Origin of the sequence: Amycolatopsis silviterrae, from assembly GCF_042684085.1 — a bacterium.
GTDB classification, from domain to species: Bacteria; Actinomycetota; Actinomycetes; order Mycobacteriales; family Pseudonocardiaceae; genus Amycolatopsis; species Amycolatopsis silviterrae.
Map to the genome: position 1 here is coordinate 313,070 of NZ_JBHUKS010000026.1, position 14,822 is coordinate 327,891.

The 14,822-nt window shown below is 71.5% G+C and carries 15 protein-coding genes; 8 read left to right on the forward strand and 7 right to left on the reverse strand.

Going from position 1 to position 14,822, the window contains the following annotated elements:
• Positions 1 to 2: 2 nt before the first annotated feature.
• The 6 genes from ACFSVL_RS32825 to ACFSVL_RS32850 all read right to left on the reverse strand — a co-directional run bounded on the left by ACFSVL_RS32825 (position 3) and on the right by ACFSVL_RS32850 (position 4,440).
• Complete coding sequence (locus ACFSVL_RS32825; RefSeq protein WP_378309711.1) at positions 3 to 419, reverse strand: VOC family protein; 417 nt, start codon at positions 417 to 419, stop codon at positions 3 to 5.
• A gap of 10 nt (positions 420 to 429) precedes the next feature.
• Positions 430 to 1,632: an RNA polymerase sigma factor gene (locus ACFSVL_RS32830; RefSeq protein WP_378309713.1), complete on the reverse strand. Its 1,203-nt coding sequence runs from the start codon at positions 1,630 to 1,632 to the stop codon at positions 430 to 432.
• A gap of 14 nt (positions 1,633 to 1,646) precedes the next feature.
• Complete coding sequence (locus ACFSVL_RS32835) at positions 1,647 to 1,964, reverse strand: dihydrofolate reductase family protein (protein WP_378309715.1); 318 nt, start codon at positions 1,962 to 1,964, stop codon at positions 1,647 to 1,649.
• Between the two features lie 180 nt (positions 1,965 to 2,144).
• On the reverse strand, positions 2,145 to 2,369 hold the full coding sequence (locus ACFSVL_RS32840) for a DUF5703 family protein (RefSeq protein WP_378309717.1): 225 nt from the start codon (positions 2,367 to 2,369) through the stop codon (positions 2,145 to 2,147).
• On the reverse strand, positions 2,366 to 3,379 hold the full coding sequence (locus ACFSVL_RS32845; protein WP_378309719.1) for a YncE family protein: 1,014 nt from the start codon (positions 3,377 to 3,379) through the stop codon (positions 2,366 to 2,368). The genes ACFSVL_RS32840 and ACFSVL_RS32845 overlap by 4 nt, the downstream gene beginning before the upstream one ends.
• A 98-nt stretch (positions 3,380 to 3,477) precedes the next feature.
• Positions 3,478 to 4,440: an aldo/keto reductase gene (locus ACFSVL_RS32850; RefSeq protein WP_378309721.1), complete on the reverse strand. Its 963-nt coding sequence runs from the start codon at positions 4,438 to 4,440 to the stop codon at positions 3,478 to 3,480.
• Positions 4,441 to 4,601: 161 nt separating this feature from the next.
• Between ACFSVL_RS32850 and ACFSVL_RS32855 the strand changes: the two genes are divergently transcribed.
• The 3 genes from ACFSVL_RS32855 (at position 4,602) to ACFSVL_RS32865 (ending at position 8,322) form a co-directional block, all read left to right on the forward strand.
• Positions 4,602 to 5,444, forward strand: a complete 843-nt coding sequence (locus tag ACFSVL_RS32855) for an undecaprenyl-diphosphate phosphatase (RefSeq protein ID WP_378309723.1) — start codon at positions 4,602 to 4,604, stop codon at positions 5,442 to 5,444.
• Positions 5,445 to 5,473: 29 nt separating this feature from the next.
• Positions 5,474 to 6,178: a histidine phosphatase family protein gene (locus ACFSVL_RS32860; RefSeq protein ID WP_378309725.1), complete on the forward strand. Its 705-nt coding sequence runs from the start codon at positions 5,474 to 5,476 to the stop codon at positions 6,176 to 6,178.
• Positions 6,179 to 6,270: 92 nt separating this feature from the next.
• Complete coding sequence (locus tag ACFSVL_RS32865; RefSeq protein ID WP_378309727.1) at positions 6,271 to 8,322, forward strand: M3 family metallopeptidase; 2,052 nt, start codon at positions 6,271 to 6,273, stop codon at positions 8,320 to 8,322.
• A gap of 55 nt (positions 8,323 to 8,377) precedes the next feature.
• On the opposite strand, the gene ACFSVL_RS32870 is transcribed toward ACFSVL_RS32865, so the two are convergent.
• On the reverse strand, positions 8,378 to 9,328 hold the full coding sequence (locus ACFSVL_RS32870; RefSeq protein WP_378309729.1) for an Lrp/AsnC family transcriptional regulator: 951 nt from the start codon (positions 9,326 to 9,328) through the stop codon (positions 8,378 to 8,380).
• 85 nt (positions 9,329 to 9,413) lie between these two features.
• Here ACFSVL_RS32870 and ACFSVL_RS32875 point away from each other — a divergent pair, with 85 nt between their 5' ends.
• From ACFSVL_RS32875 to ACFSVL_RS32895, 5 genes are all read left to right on the forward strand, one after another.
• The gene (locus ACFSVL_RS32875; RefSeq protein ID WP_378309731.1) at positions 9,414 to 10,853 is read left to right on the forward strand and encodes a UbiD family decarboxylase; all 1,440 of its coding nucleotides are present in this window, start codon (positions 9,414 to 9,416) and stop codon (positions 10,851 to 10,853) included.
• A 25-nt stretch (positions 10,854 to 10,878) separates the two neighbouring features.
• Positions 10,879 to 11,346, forward strand: coding sequence for a pyridoxamine 5'-phosphate oxidase family protein (locus tag ACFSVL_RS32880; RefSeq protein WP_378309733.1), 468 nt, complete (start codon positions 10,879 to 10,881; stop codon positions 11,344 to 11,346).
• The gene (locus ACFSVL_RS32885; RefSeq protein ID WP_378309735.1) at positions 11,343 to 11,930 is read left to right on the forward strand and encodes a UbiX family flavin prenyltransferase; all 588 of its coding nucleotides are present in this window, start codon (positions 11,343 to 11,345) and stop codon (positions 11,928 to 11,930) included. Before ACFSVL_RS32880 ends, ACFSVL_RS32885 begins: the two co-directional genes overlap by 4 nt.
• Positions 11,931 to 11,949: 19 nt before the next feature.
• On the forward strand, positions 11,950 to 13,380 hold the full coding sequence (locus ACFSVL_RS32890; protein ID WP_378309737.1) for an amidase: 1,431 nt from the start codon (positions 11,950 to 11,952) through the stop codon (positions 13,378 to 13,380).
• A 155-nt stretch (positions 13,381 to 13,535) separates the two neighbouring features.
• Positions 13,536 to 14,786, forward strand: a complete 1,251-nt coding sequence (locus ACFSVL_RS32895; RefSeq protein WP_378309739.1) for an MFS transporter — start codon at positions 13,536 to 13,538, stop codon at positions 14,784 to 14,786.
• Positions 14,787 to 14,822 lie beyond the last annotated feature (36 nt).

Genomic DNA, 14,822 nt, shown 5'->3' on the forward strand with positions numbered 1-14,822 from the left:
GGTCACTCGCCCGCGTAGCTGCTGAAGGTCCAGACCTGGCCTTCCGGATCGGCGCACGAGTACTCGCGGACCCCGGCCGGGGAATCGTGCACCGGGTTGAGGATCCGCGCGCCGGCGGCCTCGGCCCGGGCTTGGTGGCGGTCGAGCGTGCCGTCCGGCACCCAGACGCACAACGCGTGACTGGTGCCGCCCAGCACGCTCGGGCTGCGCATGCCGTAGCGGTCGGCGCCGTGGTCGCGGCTGAGGAAGATCAGGTTCGTGCCCGCCCGGACCTGGGCGTGCTCGACGCCGCCGTCCCCTCCGTCGACCACGAAATGCGACTCGAACCCGAAGGCCTCGGCGAGAAACTCGAGCGCGGTCTTCGGATCGGCGTACTTGAGGTTGGGGTACACGGTTTGCGGCGGCGGAGCGTCGGCCATACCGCGCAGACTACCCCGCCAACTCGGCCACGCGACGCTCCATCAGCGCCCGCTCGGCCGGGTTGGCGGCCAGCTCCAACGCCCGCTGCGCCGACGCCAGAGCCTCGCCTGACCGGTCGAGCGCGGCGAGCAGATCGGCGCGAGCGGCGTGCCACCGGTGATAGCCGGACAGCCGGTCCCCGAGCGCGTCGACCTCGTCAAGCGCCGCGCCCGGCCCGACCGCGTACCGCGTCGCCACCGCCCGGTTCAGCAACACCACCGGCGACGGGTCTAGCACGTACAGCCGGTCGTACAACGCCCGCACGCCAGCCCAGTCGGTGTCCTCGAAACTGCTTGCGACCGCGTGGATCGCGGCAATGCCAGCCCGGGTCTGATACGGCCCGGGCTGGCCAAGCCGCACCGCCTCGCGCAACCGCAGCACCGCGCGCTGGATCGCCGGACGGTCCCACAGCCGCCGATCCTGCTGTTCCAGCAAGACAATCCGGTCCTGCGCGTCGAACCGAGCCGCGACGCGCGCCTGCTGCAACTCCGCCAACGCGGCCAGCCCGGCGACTTCCGGCTCTCGCGGCAGCAATTCGGCGAGCTGCCGGGCCAGCTCAACCCCTTCGCGCGCCAATTCCTGCCGCTGCGCCGACGGGCCGCTGGACAGATACCCCTCGTTGAACACCAGATACACCACCGCGAGCACGGCCGGAAGCCGGTCGGCGTACTCGTGCGGCTGCGGCGGCTCGAACCCGATGCCGCGCTCCCGCAGCAGCCGCTTGGCCCGGGAAAGCCGTTGCGCCATCGTCGGCAGCGGCACCAGAAACGCGGCGGCGATCTCCGCGGTAGTCAGCCCGCCCGCGGCATACAGCGTGAGCGCGACCCGCGCCGGTTCGGGCAAATCCGGGTGACAGCAGGCGAAAATCATCGCCAGCCGATCGTCGACCCCGGGCTCCGGCGACGGCTCCAATGCGGCCCGGGCAGCCTTCTCCCGGCCAGCCGCATCCCGCCGAAGCCGGTCGATTGCCTTGCGCCAGCCGGTGGTGACCAGCCATCCGGCGGGACTGGACGGCACTCCTTCGCCGGGCCACCGCTTGAGCGCCTCGGCGATCGCTTCCGAGAGCGCTTCCTCGGCCTGGTCGAAGTCGCCGAGCCGCCGGCTGAGCGCTCCCAGCATGCTGGGAGCGTCCGTGCGCCAGATCCGCTCGGTCAGTTCGGCGACCTCGTCCACCACGCCATCCTGGTTCAGGCGCGGACGTAGCGCAGCAAGGCGACGCCGCTCCCGAACGTCCGGCTGTCCGCGAGCGCGTAGTTGTCCACAGAGAATCCGGCATCGAACAAGGGCGCCCCGGCCAGCGCGCCTCCGCCGACGAGCCAGACGTCCTTGCCGTCGTCCTTCTTCAGTTCGCGGATCTTCTCCGCCGGGTCGGTGCTGACCACGTGCACGGCCGGGCCGGGCGCCTCGGTCATGGTGCGGGAGAAGACGTAGTGCCGCAGATGGGTGCAGGCGTCCGGGACGCCAAGGTCCACGCCCATCTGGTAGGTGACGCGGCCTTCGACCACCGTGTCGAAATGCCGGTGGGAAACATCCGCTCGGCGAACACAGCACCCCGCCGAGAAATCGCCCCGGTTTCTGGACTGAGCGATCCGATCGGCCCCCCCCCGGGCCGAGCGGATCGGGAGGGAAGAAACCGGATGAGGGCGATTTCTCCGCCGCGACGAAGTCGCGGCAATCAGACACAGTCAGGTGGCAAGCCCCGTCGTGTGGTCCGCCGCCGAACGCTTCCTCCGCAGCCACACCCGCCGGGTCCCGTCCGCGTACAGCCGCACTGTCCGCAGCTCCCATCCCGCGAACTCCGCGTGGATGGAGAGCTGGATCATCGCCGCGCGCCGGGACACCGCGGGGGGAAGGCGCAGGCGGCGGTACTCCCAATCCCCTTCGACCACCGCCTCGTCGACTGTCGTCATGGCTGGATCACCTGGGTCCCTTCTCCGGCGGCCGAACCGACGAAAACGCGGCCGCTCTGGTCGTCGACGCCCACCGTGTCCGGCTGGCGCACGGTGGGGAATCGGTACTTCTCGACGGGCTCTCCGCCGCGGACGTCGTAGCCGACGACCTCGTTGCGGGCGGTCAGGGTGATCCACGCCAGGCTGCGTTTCGCGTCGTAGGCGATGCCGTACGCGCCACCCGGCACCGGGTAGCGCTGGCGGAGGATCAGGGGGTTGGTCGAAAACGCGAGCAGCGCGCCCGCGCGGGCGTCGGTGACGAGGACGCGGCCGTAGGAGTCGGCGACCGCGTTGGCCGCGCCGTCGCCCGCGCGCAGGCCTTCGTCCATGGTCCCGGCCTTGACGTCCACGCTGAACACGGCGGTGCGCAGCCGGTCGAGGACCACGACGCCGTTGCCGGTGTCGACCACGTCGTCGGCGCTGTAGAGCTGCCCGGTGATCGTTTTCGCCACCGAACCGTTCGCCAGCACCTCGACGGCCTTGCGGTCGCGGACCGCGACGAGCGTGTCCGGTCCGTCGGCGACCCCGGCGGCGGGCTGTCCGGCGACCTTCTCGGCGGTCAGCTGCCCGCCCGGCAGCGCGACGCGGGCGAGCACGCCCTTGCCCGGGATTCCGGCGAGCGCCTGGCCGCCGGACACGCTGAGCGATTCCGCCGGACCGGGCAGCGCGACGGTCTTCTTCGGCGCGCCGAGCGAGGCGAGATCGTAAATCCGCAGCTCGGGCGGCTGGGCGAAGGCGACGACGAGGGTGTGGCTCGGCTGGTCGGTCCCGATCGCGGACACCGCGGGCATGGGCAGCACCTGCCCGGCCGGACGCGCCGCCGCGGCGGGGGAGACGGCCGGTTTCGCGGCCGTCGGATTGGCCACGACCTGCAGGTTGTCCTTCGGCTCGGCCGAGGACGAGCAGGCGGACAGCGCGAGCGCACCGGCCAGCGGGATCGCGATCCGCGACGCGGCGGTGAGCCGACGCACCTTGAAACCTCCAGCAAAGCTCCGGCGAACGGGTCCCTCCAGCATCCTCTCCGAACGCCGAACCGTCACGCCCGTGTCACCGACCCGACACCTGCGGCTCACCGGGTGCCCCGTTCCGGATAGCCGAATTCGACGCTGCTGACGTCGTCGAGCGCGCTGCGGATGGCGGGCGGAAGCGTGAGGTCTTCGGCGGCGAGCGACCCGGTGAGCTGGCCGGTGTCCCGCGCGCCGACCACCGGTGCGGCCACCCCGGGCCGGTCCCGGACCCAGGCGAGCGCCACCGCGAGCGGCGACGTGCCGAGCCCTTCGGCGGCGGTCACGACGGCCTGCACGATCCGCGCGGCCCGTTCGGTGCGGTGGTGTTCGACGTAGCCGGCGTACTCGGCGGACGCGCCGCGAGAGTCGGCGGGCGTGCCGGTGCGGTACTTCCCGGTGAGGACGCCGCGGCCGAGCGGAGCCCACGGCAGGATGCCGATCCCGTGGTGCGTCGCGGCCGGGACGACCTCGCGTTCGATGCCGCGTTCCAGCAGCGAGTATTCGAACTGCCCGGACACGAACGGCACCGTGGCGAGCGACGCGGCGGTGGCGAGCTGCCAGCCTGCGTAATTGGAGACGCCGACGTAGCGGACCTTGCCGCTCGTCACGGCGTAGTCGAGCGCGGACAGCGTTTCCTCGATCGGCACGCCGCAGTCCCACGCGTGCAGCTGCCACAGATCGATGTGGTCGGTGCGCAGCCGCTGCAGCGAGCCTTCGAGCGCGGACAGCAGCGCACCGCGCGAAGCCCCGCCGCCGAACGGGCCGTCGCCGCGGCGCGCGACAGTCTTGGTGGCCAGCACGACGTCCTCGCGCGGCACCAGGTCCGAGAGCAGCTCGCCGAGCATCCGCTCGGCCTCGCCGCCGGCGTAGAGATCGGCGGTGTCCACGAGCGTGCCGCCCGCGTCCACGAACGCGACCAGCTGGCTGGCCGCCTCGTCCGGATCGGTGTCGCCGCCCCACGTCATGGTGCCGAGGGCCATCCGCGATATCCGCAGTCCCGACCGGCCGAGCTGTCGCTTTTCCACGACCGCCGAGCCTAGTGGGCGCGCCCGCCCGCACCCGACCAAGGTGACCCCGTGTCGGACCGGCGCCCTCCCATGGGTCCTCAGGAACCACCCGATAGGTTCCCGGCCGTGCGAATCGGACAGCGCCCCGCGCGGGCGGGCGAACCGGCGGGAGCGGCTTGATGGGATGGTTCGAGGCCCTGGTGCTGGGGCTGGTGCAGGGGCTCACGGAGTTCCTGCCGATCTCCTCGAGCGCGCACGTGCGGATCGTCGCCGCATTGGCGGGCTGGGGCGATCCGGGCGCGGCGTTCACCGCGGTGACCCAGATCGGCACCGAGCTGGCGGTGATCCTCTACTTCGGACCGAAGATCGGCCGGATCCTGCGCGCCTGGTTCTTCTCCCTCTACCGCCCGGACTGGCGGCGCGACCCGGACGCGCGGCTGGGCTGGCTGATCATCGTCGGCTCGCTGCCGATCGTCGTGCTCGGCCTGCTCCTGCAGGACGAGATCGACCGGGCGTTCCGCGACCTGCGGATCACCGCGACGACGCTGATCGTGTTCGGCCTGATCCTGCTGTTCGCCGACCGGACCGCGAAGCAGCAGCGGACGCTGGACCACCTGAACGTGCCGCACGGCCTGGTGTACGGCTTCGCGCAGGCGCTCGCGCTGATCCCGGGCGTCTCGCGCTCGGGCGGCACGACGAGCGCCGGCCTGCTGATGGGCTACACCCGCTCGGAAGCCGCCGAGTACTCGTTCCTGCTCGCGGTGCCCGCGGTGTTCGGCTCCGGGCTGTACAAGCTGACCGACATCGGCAAGAACGGCGAGAACGCCCAGTGGGGGCCGACGATCCTGGCCACGCTGGTCGCGTTCGGCGTCGGCTACCTGGTGATCGCCTGGCTGATGGCCTACATCAAGAAGCGCAGCTTCGTGCCCTTCGTGATCTACCGCGTGGTGCTCGGCGTGGTGCTGTTCGGCCTGGTCTTCGGGGGAGTGCTCGACCCGAACGCGGGACCCGCCGGGAGCTGAACCCGCCGGTCACCGGTTAGGGTGGCGTCGTGAGCACGGTCATCTTGCTGCGGCACGGAAAGTCCACGGCCAACGGTTCGGGCGTCCTCGCCGGGCGCACGCCGAAGGTCGGGCTGGACGACACCGGCCGGGCGCAGGCCGCCGCCCTCGTCGAGCGCTTCGCCGGGGTGCCGGTCGCCGAGCTGGTGGTGTCGCCGATGCTGCGCTGCAAGCAGACCGTCGCGCCGCTGGCCGCCGCGCAGGGCCTGGCGAAGCTCGTCGAGCCCCGGCTGTCCGAAGTGGACTACGGCGAGTGGACCGGCCGGGAGCTGAAGAACCTGGTGAAGGAACCGCTGTGGCGCGTGGTGCAGGCGCATCCGTCCGCGGCGGTCTTCCCCGGCGGGGAAGGGCTGGCCGAGATGCAGGCGCGCGCGGTCGCCGCGATCCGCGCGCACGACGCGCGGATCACCGCCGAGCACGGCGACCACGCGGTGTGGGTGGCGTGCAGCCACGGCGACGTGATCAAGTCGATCCTCGCCGACGCGCTGGGCCAGCATCTCGACGCGTTCCAGCGGATCGTCGTGGACCCGGCCGCGGTGTCGGTCGTCCGCTACACCGAGACCCGCCCGTTCGTGCTCCGGGTGAACGAGCACGGCGGCGATCTGGCCGGGATCGTGCCGCCGCCGCCCAAGAAGAAGGGCCGCTCGAAGAAGTCCTCCAGCGACGCCGTCGTGGGCGGAAGCACGGGCCGCTGACGATCGACAGTCCTTCCGTCGGATGCCCGACCCCGTAGGGTGGGCGGGACCCACGTGGAGAACCCTGTGGAGAACCAGGAGCGCAAACCCGAATGATTTCCCCGGACAACCCGTTCGCCGCCCCCAGCGACCTGCCGTACGAGCTGCCGCCGTTCGACCGGATCGCCGACGAGCACTACCGGCCCGCCTTCGAGGCCGGGCTCGCCGAGCACGCCGCCGACGTGGAGCGGATCGCCGACGACCCGGCCGAGCCGACGTTCGAGAACACGATCGCGGCGCTCGAGCGGGCCGGCGCGCTGCTGACCCGGGTGTCCGGCACGTTCTTCAACATCTCGGGCTCGAACGCGACCGACGAGGTGCAGGAGATCCAGGCCGAGCTGGCCCCGAAGCTGGCCGCGCACGAGGACGCGATCCACCTGAACCCGCGGCTGTTCGCCCGCATCGACGCGCTGTACCAGAAGCGCGCGGAGCTGGGGCTGACGCCGGAGGAACTGCGGCTGCTGGAGCGCCGCTACACCGACTTCAGCCGCGCCGGCGCCGGGCTGCCCGAGGCCGACCAGGCGAAGCTGCGCGCGCTGAACGAGCAGCTTTCGACGCTGCAGACCCGTTTTTCGCAGAATCTGCTGCGCGACACCAATGATCTCGCAGTGGTGCTCGACGACGCGGCGGAGCTGGCCGGGCTCGGCGAAAGCGCGATCGCGGCGGCGGCGCAGACGGCGGCCGAACGCGGTCTCGACGGCAAGTACGTACTGACTCTGACGCTGCCCACCGCGCAGGCGGCCGTGGCGTCGCTGGAAAACCGCGCGGTGCGCGAGCGCCTCTTCACGGCTTCGGTGTCGCGCGGCAATCGCGGCAACGCGTACGACAACAACGCGATCGTCGAGGAGATCACGCGGCTGCGCGCCGAACGGGCCGCGCTGCTGGGCTACCCGAACCACGCGGCGTACGTGATCGCGGACGAGACGGCCAAGACCGTCGAGGCGGCGGGCGGGCTGCTGGAGCGGCTCGCGCCAGTGGCTGTTGCGAACGCGCGCACCGAGGCGGCGGAACTGCAGCAGCTGCTGGAAGCCGACGTGCCGGGCGCGACGCTGCAGCCGTGGGACTGGGCGTTCTACGCGTCGAAGGTGGAACGCGAGCGGTTCCAGCTGGACACCGCCGCGCTGCGGCCCTACTTCGAGCTGGACCGGGTGCTGCACGACGGCGTGTTCGTGGCCGCGAACCGGTTGTACGGCTTGAGTTTCACCGAGCGGCACGACCTGCCGAAGTACCACCCGCAGGTGCGGATCTTCGAGGTCTTCGACGCCGACGGCAGCGGGCTCGGCCTGTTCCTGATGGACTACTACACCCGCGATTCCAAGCGCGGCGGCGCGTGGATGAACAACTTCGTGGACCAGTCCCGGCTGCTCGGGCGGCGCACGGTCGTGGTCAACGTGCTGAACGTGACCAAGCCGCGCGAGGGGGAGCCGACGCTGCTCTCGCTCGACGAGGTGCGCACCGCCTTCCACGAGTTCGGGCACGCGCTGCACTCGCTGCTGTCCGGCGTCGAGTTCCCGACTTTCACCGGCACCAACGTGCCGCGCGACTTCGTCGAGTACCCGTCGCAGGTCAACGAGATGTGGATGCTGTGGCCGGAAATCCTGGCCAACTACGCCAAGCACCACGAGACGGGGGAGCCGCTGCCGTCCGGGCAGGTCGAGCTGCTGGAGGCCGCGCAGCAGTACGGCGAGGGCTTCCGCACCACCGAGTACCTCGCCGCGGCGCTGCTCGACCTGGCGTGGCACCGCCTCGGCCCGGACGACCGGGTCGAGGATGTGCAGCGGTTTGAGGCCGAGGCGCTGGAAAAGGCGGGCGTGGCACTGGAAAGCGTCCCGCCGCGCTACCGGACGACGTACTTCAACCACGTTTTCGCGGGCGGCTACAGCGCCGGGTACTACTCCTACATCTGGAGCGAGGTGCTCGACGCGGACACCGTCGAGTGGTTCACCGAAAACGGCGGCCTGAAGCGGGAGAACGGCGACCACTTCCGGGCCACGCTGCTCGGCCTCGGCGGCAGCGTCGACCCGATGGAGGCGTTCGCCAGCTTCCGCGGCCGCGCGCCGGAAATCGAGCCGCTGCTGAAGCGCCGGGGTCTCGCCGGAGCGTAAGCGCGATAACTGTATAACGACCTATACGGCTGCCCTCTCGTGACCGCTCCGGCGGTCAGGGGAGGGCAGCCGCGCGTTTGACGACGCGCAGGATTGGGGCGGTCTGCACGGTCTGGACTCCGGGTAGCGAGCCGACCTGCGTGGTGATGAATTCGTAGAGCGCTCCGGCGTCGGCGCAGAGCGCGGTGGCCAGGAGGTTGGCCGGGCCGGTGGTAGCGGCTGCGTAGGCGATCTGCGGGCACTGGGCGAGCGCGGTGCCCGCGGCGTCGAGGGCGGCCGGGCTGACTGAGATCCACAGCAGGGCGTGGCTGGACCAGCCGAGCAGGCGCTCGTCGAAGTCGACGCCGAAGTAGAGCGTCCCGCTGGTCCGCAGCCGGTCGATGCGGCGGCGGACCGTCGACTCGTGCCAGCCGGTGCTCGCGGCCAGCGCGGCGTGCGGCGTACGCCCGTCGCGGGCCAGTTCGTCCAGCAGCAGCCGGTCTTCGTCGCCGAGGTCGAGCGGTTCCGCGGCCGGCGACGGCGGGGTGAGCTCGGCGACCTGCCCGGGGCTGAGCGACGCGATCGGCGTGTGCCAGCCGTCCGGGCCGCCGCGGAACACGCGCAGCACCTGGTGCGCCTCGATCGAGGTCACCTGGCGGGTGGCGGGGAGCTTGTCCAGCAGGAGCGCGTCGCGGGCCCGCTGGTCGGACGTCTGCATGTGGCAGCCGATTTCGGTGCCGCCGGAGGCGAGCCGGACCCGGTAGGTGTCGGACCGCTCGGCGAGAGCCTTGGCGACGGCGAGCGTGGCGGGCGGGGCGCACCGGACCCGCAGCACCCATTCCTCGGCGTGCCCCAGAAAACGCGGGTCGAGACGGCCGACGACGCGGACCGCCCCGGTCTCGCGGAGCCGGCGGTAGCGGCGGGCGATCGTCTGCTCGGAGACGCCGAGCACGGCGGCGATGCGGCGGAAAGAGGCGCGGCCGTCGAGGTAGAGCGCGTGGACGAGCTGGAGGTCGAGGATTTCCACGGTGCCGAGCGTATTCCGTGGCGGTATCCGGCGCGTTCCCGGCACTGGCTGGAGTGGGGGACGGTCCGGATCGGAAAGTGGGGGCATGACCGCTTTCCGTGATCTCCGGCATTACCTCAAGCATCTGACCGACACTCTCGGCGAGGACGAGGTGCGCCGCGTCGAAGGGGCCCACTGGGACCTGGAGATCGGTGGCCTCACCGAGCTGTTGGCCGAGCGCGAGGGGCCGGTGCTGCTCTTCGACGACGTCCCCGGGTACCCGAGCGGCTTCCGGGTTTGCACCAACTTCATGGGCACTCCGGCGCGCACCGCCGTCGCGCTCGGCCTGCCCTCCGACACTCCGAAGCTGGACATCGTGCGGGCCTGGAAGGACATCAGCGGCGATCTGCGGCTGATCTCGCCGGTTGAAGTCGGCACCGGGCCGGTACTGGAGAACGTCCTCGAAGGCGAGGACGTCGACGTGACCATGTTCCCGGCGCCGCGCTGGCACGACGGCGACGGCGGCCGCTACATCGGCACCTCCTGCATGGTCGTCACCCGTGACCCGGACACCGGCTGGGTCAACGTCGGCACCTACCGGGTTTCGGTGCACGGCAAGGACCGGCTGTCGGTGTGGTTCCTCGGCAATCGGCATGCGCGGGCGATCGCGCACAAGTACTGGGACCGCGGCCAGAACTGCCCGATCGCGATCGTCGTCGGGCAGGACCCGATCCTGTCCACCGCCGCCGCGATGTCCGCGCCCGAGGGCGTGTCCGAGTACGACCTGGCCGGCGGCCTGCGCGGACAGGGCGTCGAGGTGCTGCTCGCGCCCGGCACCGACCTGCCCGTCCCGGCGCACGCGGAGATTGTCCTCGTCGGCGAAATGCCGCCGCCCGAGGAGGAATCGGTGCTGGAGGGCCCTTTCGGCGAGTGGACCGGCTACTACACCCACAGCGGCCAGGAACCCGTGGTGCGGGTGCGGCAGATCCTGCACCGGAACGACCCGATCATCCTCGGCGCGCCGCCGATGCTCCCGACCGTCCCGGCGGGCGACCAGGCCGTGCCGCTCTACTCCGCCACCGTGACCTGGGACCACCTCGACCAGGCCGGGGTCCAGAACGTCCAGGGCGTCTGGGCCTATGCCCGCCAGCTCATGATGGTCGTCTCCATCAAACAGACCGGGTCCGGCGACGCCATGCACGCCTTGCTGGCCGCCGCCTCGCGCAAGCGCACCGGCGGCATGGAGCGCTATCTCGTCGTGGTGGACGAGGACATCGACATCACCGACATCAACCACGTGCTCTGGGCGCTGTTCACCCGCGTCGACCCGGCGGAGTCGATCCACGTCCTGCGCTCGCCCACCACCGCCATCGACCCGCGGCTCTCCCCGGCGAAACGGGAGGCAGGCGATCTGTCCATGGGGATCGTGCTGATCGACGCCTGCAAACCGTTCGCGTGGAAAGACCATTATCCGCGCGCCAACCGGGTCGGCGAGGGCTACCGCGCCGAACTCCGCACCCGCTGGAAGGGCGTCCTTCCGCTCTGACCGCCCGCTGACGAAGGAGGACGACGTGTCGAACCTGCCCGAGGAGGTGGCTCGCCTGGTAGCGGGGGAGCCACCGCTCGACGCCGACGAACAGGCGTTCCCGTTGCTCACCGTCGACCGGGACGGCTACCCGCACACCGTGCTGCTGTCCCGCGCCGAACTCGAACCCGCCGACGACCGTGCCGCGCTGTACGCGGTCGTCGCCGGGGCTGGCACCCGGGCCAACCTGCAGCGGCATCCGTACGCCGCGCTGTTGGCCGTGGACGGGACGGTGTGCCATCACCTCAAGCTCCGCCTGGTCCGGTCGTTGGCGCTGGACGACGTGCTGGGCTGCGTTTTCACCGCCGTACACCACAAACGCGACAGCCTCGGGATCCCGCTCAGCCCGCTCGGCTTCCGCACCACCGGGTGCCTCGCCGAACTCGAAGGCTGGCACCGCAGCGCCGCCGTCCTCACCCGGCTGAGGACCATCCACAAAGGACACTCAGCATGACCCGCCTCGTCGTCGCCATGTCCGGGGCCACCGGGGCTCCCTTCGGCGTCCGGCTGCTGGAGGTCCTGCGCGACCTCCCCGGCGTCGAGACCCACCTCGTGCTGAGCACCTGGGCGCGGACCACCGTCGAACTGGAGTGCACCCGCACCGTTCGGGAGGTCGTCGAGCTGGCCGATGTGCACCATCGGCCGGGGGAGCAGGGCTCGGTCCTGTCGTCGGGCTCGTTCCACACCGACGGCATGGTGGTCGTGCCGTGCAGCATGAAGACGCTCGCCGCGATCCGCACCGGCTATGCCGACAACCTCATCACCCGGGCCGCCGACGTCACCCTCAAGGAGCGCCGCCGCCTGGTTCTGGTGCCCCGGGAAACGCCGCTGAGCGAGATCCATCTCGACCACCTGCTGGCGCTGAGCCGCATGGGCGCCCGGATCGTCCCGCCGATGCCCGCCTTCTACCACCATCCCCGGACGCTTGACGACATGGTCGACCACGTCGTGGCACGGATCCTCGACCAGTTCGATCTGCCCGCCCCGGCTGCCCGCCGGTGGCAGGGCCTCGGCCATGCCCGCCGAACCGCTTCGTGACCCTTCCCTGGAGACTCGCATGACCGATCTGGCTTTTCGTTCCGCGCGCGAACTCGCTGCCGCTGTCGCGGGGAAGCAGGTGTCGAGCGTGGAACTGCTCGACCACTACCTTTCCCGGCTGGAGCGGCACGGTCCGCGAGTGAACGCCATCGTCGCCCGGGACGAGGAGGGGGCTCGGGCGGCGGCTCGGGCGGCCGACCGGGCGATCGCCCGAGGCGAGCCGCTCGGTCCTCTGCACGGAGTCCCGGTGAGCGTCAAGGACAGCGTCGAGGTGGCGGGAATGCGGACCACCGGTGGTTCGACCCGCTGGGGACACCACGTCTCGACCCGCGACGCCGAGTCGGTCGCGCGGCTCAGGGACGCGGGCGCGATCGTGTTCGGCAAGTCCAACCTGCCCGCCGACGCACGGGATTGGCAGACCTACAACGAGATTTACGGGACCACGAACAATCCGTGGGACCCGGCCCGCGGACCCGGCGGTTCGTCCGGCGGGTCCGCCGCGGCCCTCGCCGCCGGGTTGACTGGCCTGGAACTCGGCGGAGACACCGCGGGCTCGATCCGGGTGCCCGCGCACTTCTGCGGCGTCTACGGACTGCGCCCGTCGTACGGGATCGTGCCGAGGTTCGGGAGCGTTTCAGGACACGCGCCGGGGACGCTGGCGGAGTGCGACATGGGAGTGCTCGGCCCGCTCGGCAGGCACGCCGACGACCTCGACCTTGGCCTCGACGTCCTCACCGGCGCGGACCGTGACCAAGCCCCGGCCTGGCGGCTGGAGCTGCCCGCCGCCCGGGCGAGCACGCTGCGGGAGTTCCGGGTCGCGGCTTGGCTCGACGACCCGTTCTGCCCGGTCGACAGCGAGCTGGCCACGATCCTGCGGGCGACGCTGGAGGCGGTGCGGGCCGCGGGAGCCGTCGTGGTCGAGGGTCCGGGGCCGGTCGGGCTTGAGGAGACGATGGCGCTCTACCAGCCGTTGCTGATGGCGCAGTCCGGGCTGATGGAGCACGACGAGTCGTACGCGGAACTTGCGGCAGCGGAAGGCGGGTTCGCGTCCGCTATGACGATGCGCTTCCGTGACTGGCACTCGCTCGACGAGCGACGGCAGCACTCCCGCCGTCGCTGGGCCGAGTTTTTCGATGACGTCGACGTCCTCCTGTGCCCGGTGAGCCCGACCGCCGCCTTCCCGCACGACCACCGCCCCGACCACGACTGGTCCCTCCGGACCCTGCGGGTCGACGGCGCCGAGCGGCCGTACCGGGAAATGCTGTCGTGGATCGCGCCTTCTTCGCTCAACCTGCTGCCCGCGGCCGTGGCCCCGGTCGGGACGACGCGGGACGGGCTCCCGGTCGGCATCCAGGTGATCGCGCCCTACCTGCACGACCGCACCGCCGTCTGCTTCGTGCGGTGCCTCGCGGAGGTGATCGGCGGATTCCGCCGTCCGCCGGGATTCTGAGCGCCAGTGCGCTGACCTGCGGCGAAGCCGGTGCCCTGACGGCTCTTCGTCCGATCCGCTGACCGGCGGGCCCGGGATTCGCCGGATCCGACGAAGCCGGGGAGGGGGTGCGTGACCGCACAATGCGGCATCGCCGAATCAAGGAGGATCCGACGGTGAGCATTCCGAGTTCCGCCCCGGTCGTGCGGCGGACCGAACGGACCACGTTGGCGCTGCTGGTCGGCGTCTTCATCATCGACTACATCGACCGCGTCATGATCGCGGTCGCGCTGCCCCTGATCGGCGCGGAGTTCGGGCTGTCGAAGACCACGCAGGGGCTGGTCGTGTCCGCGTTCGCGATCGCCTACCTGGTCGGGCAGATGCCCGGCGGGCTGCTCGCGGACCGCGTCGGCGCGCGGCCGTTGCTGGTGATTTCGCTGGTGGCGTGGTCGATTTTCACCGCCGCCACCGGATTCGCGCCCGGGCTCGTCGTGCTGCTCGTGCTGCGCGCCGCGTTCGGGTTCGCGCAGGCGCTCTTCCCCGGCGCGGCGTTCAAGGCGCTGGCCGAGCGCACGACGCAGGAGGGCCGCAGCCGCGGCGCGGGCTTGCTGCTGGCGTCCAACTCGGTCGGGGCCGGGCTCGGGCCGCTGCTGGTCGCGCCGCTCGTGGTGGCCGCGGGCTGGAGGCACACGTTCTGGATCGTCGCGGTGGCCGGGCTGGTCGTCGGGCTGGCGCTGTGGCGGCTGCTGCCGGCGCCGCTGCCGCGCGAGCTGACCGAACCGGAGGCGCACGTCGCCCCGGTGAAGGTGCCGGTGTCGCAGGTGCTGCGGAACCGGTTGGTGATCCGCTGCGCGGCGATGTTCGCCTGCTTCAACATGCTGGCCTACGGGATGATCACCTGGGTCCCGTCGTACCTGGTCGAGACGAAGGGCCTGTCGCTGGTCGCGGCGGGGGTCTCGGCGGCGATCCCGCAGCTGGTCAGCGCGGCGGCGGTGCTGCTCGGCGGCTGGCTGATGAGCCGGTACTTCGACCACCGGCCGCGCTGGCTCGTGGTGCCCGCGCTGGTCGCCGCGGCCGGGGTGCTCGTGGCGATGCTGCTGTCGGATTCGGCGACCGGGTTCACCGTGCTGCAGACCGTCGCGATGTTCATCAGCGGCCTCGCCTCGATCGGCATCGTCGGCCTGCCGCTGCGGGTGCTGCCGCGCGATCTGGTGGGCGCGGGGATGGGCCTGGTCAACACCGGCGGCCAGCTCGCCGGCGTCCTCGCGCCGCTGGTGATGGGCTGGCTCGTGGACCGCTTCGGGTTCGCCGCGGCGTTCGGGTTCCTGGCGGTGTCGACACTGGCCGCGGCGGCGATTTCGATGACCACGCGGTCGACGAAGCTGTCGCTCGGAGCGGCGGCACCGGCGAGGGAGCAGGTGAGCTGAGCCGCGGGGGTCGTGAGTGGCAATCCCGGTTCTAAC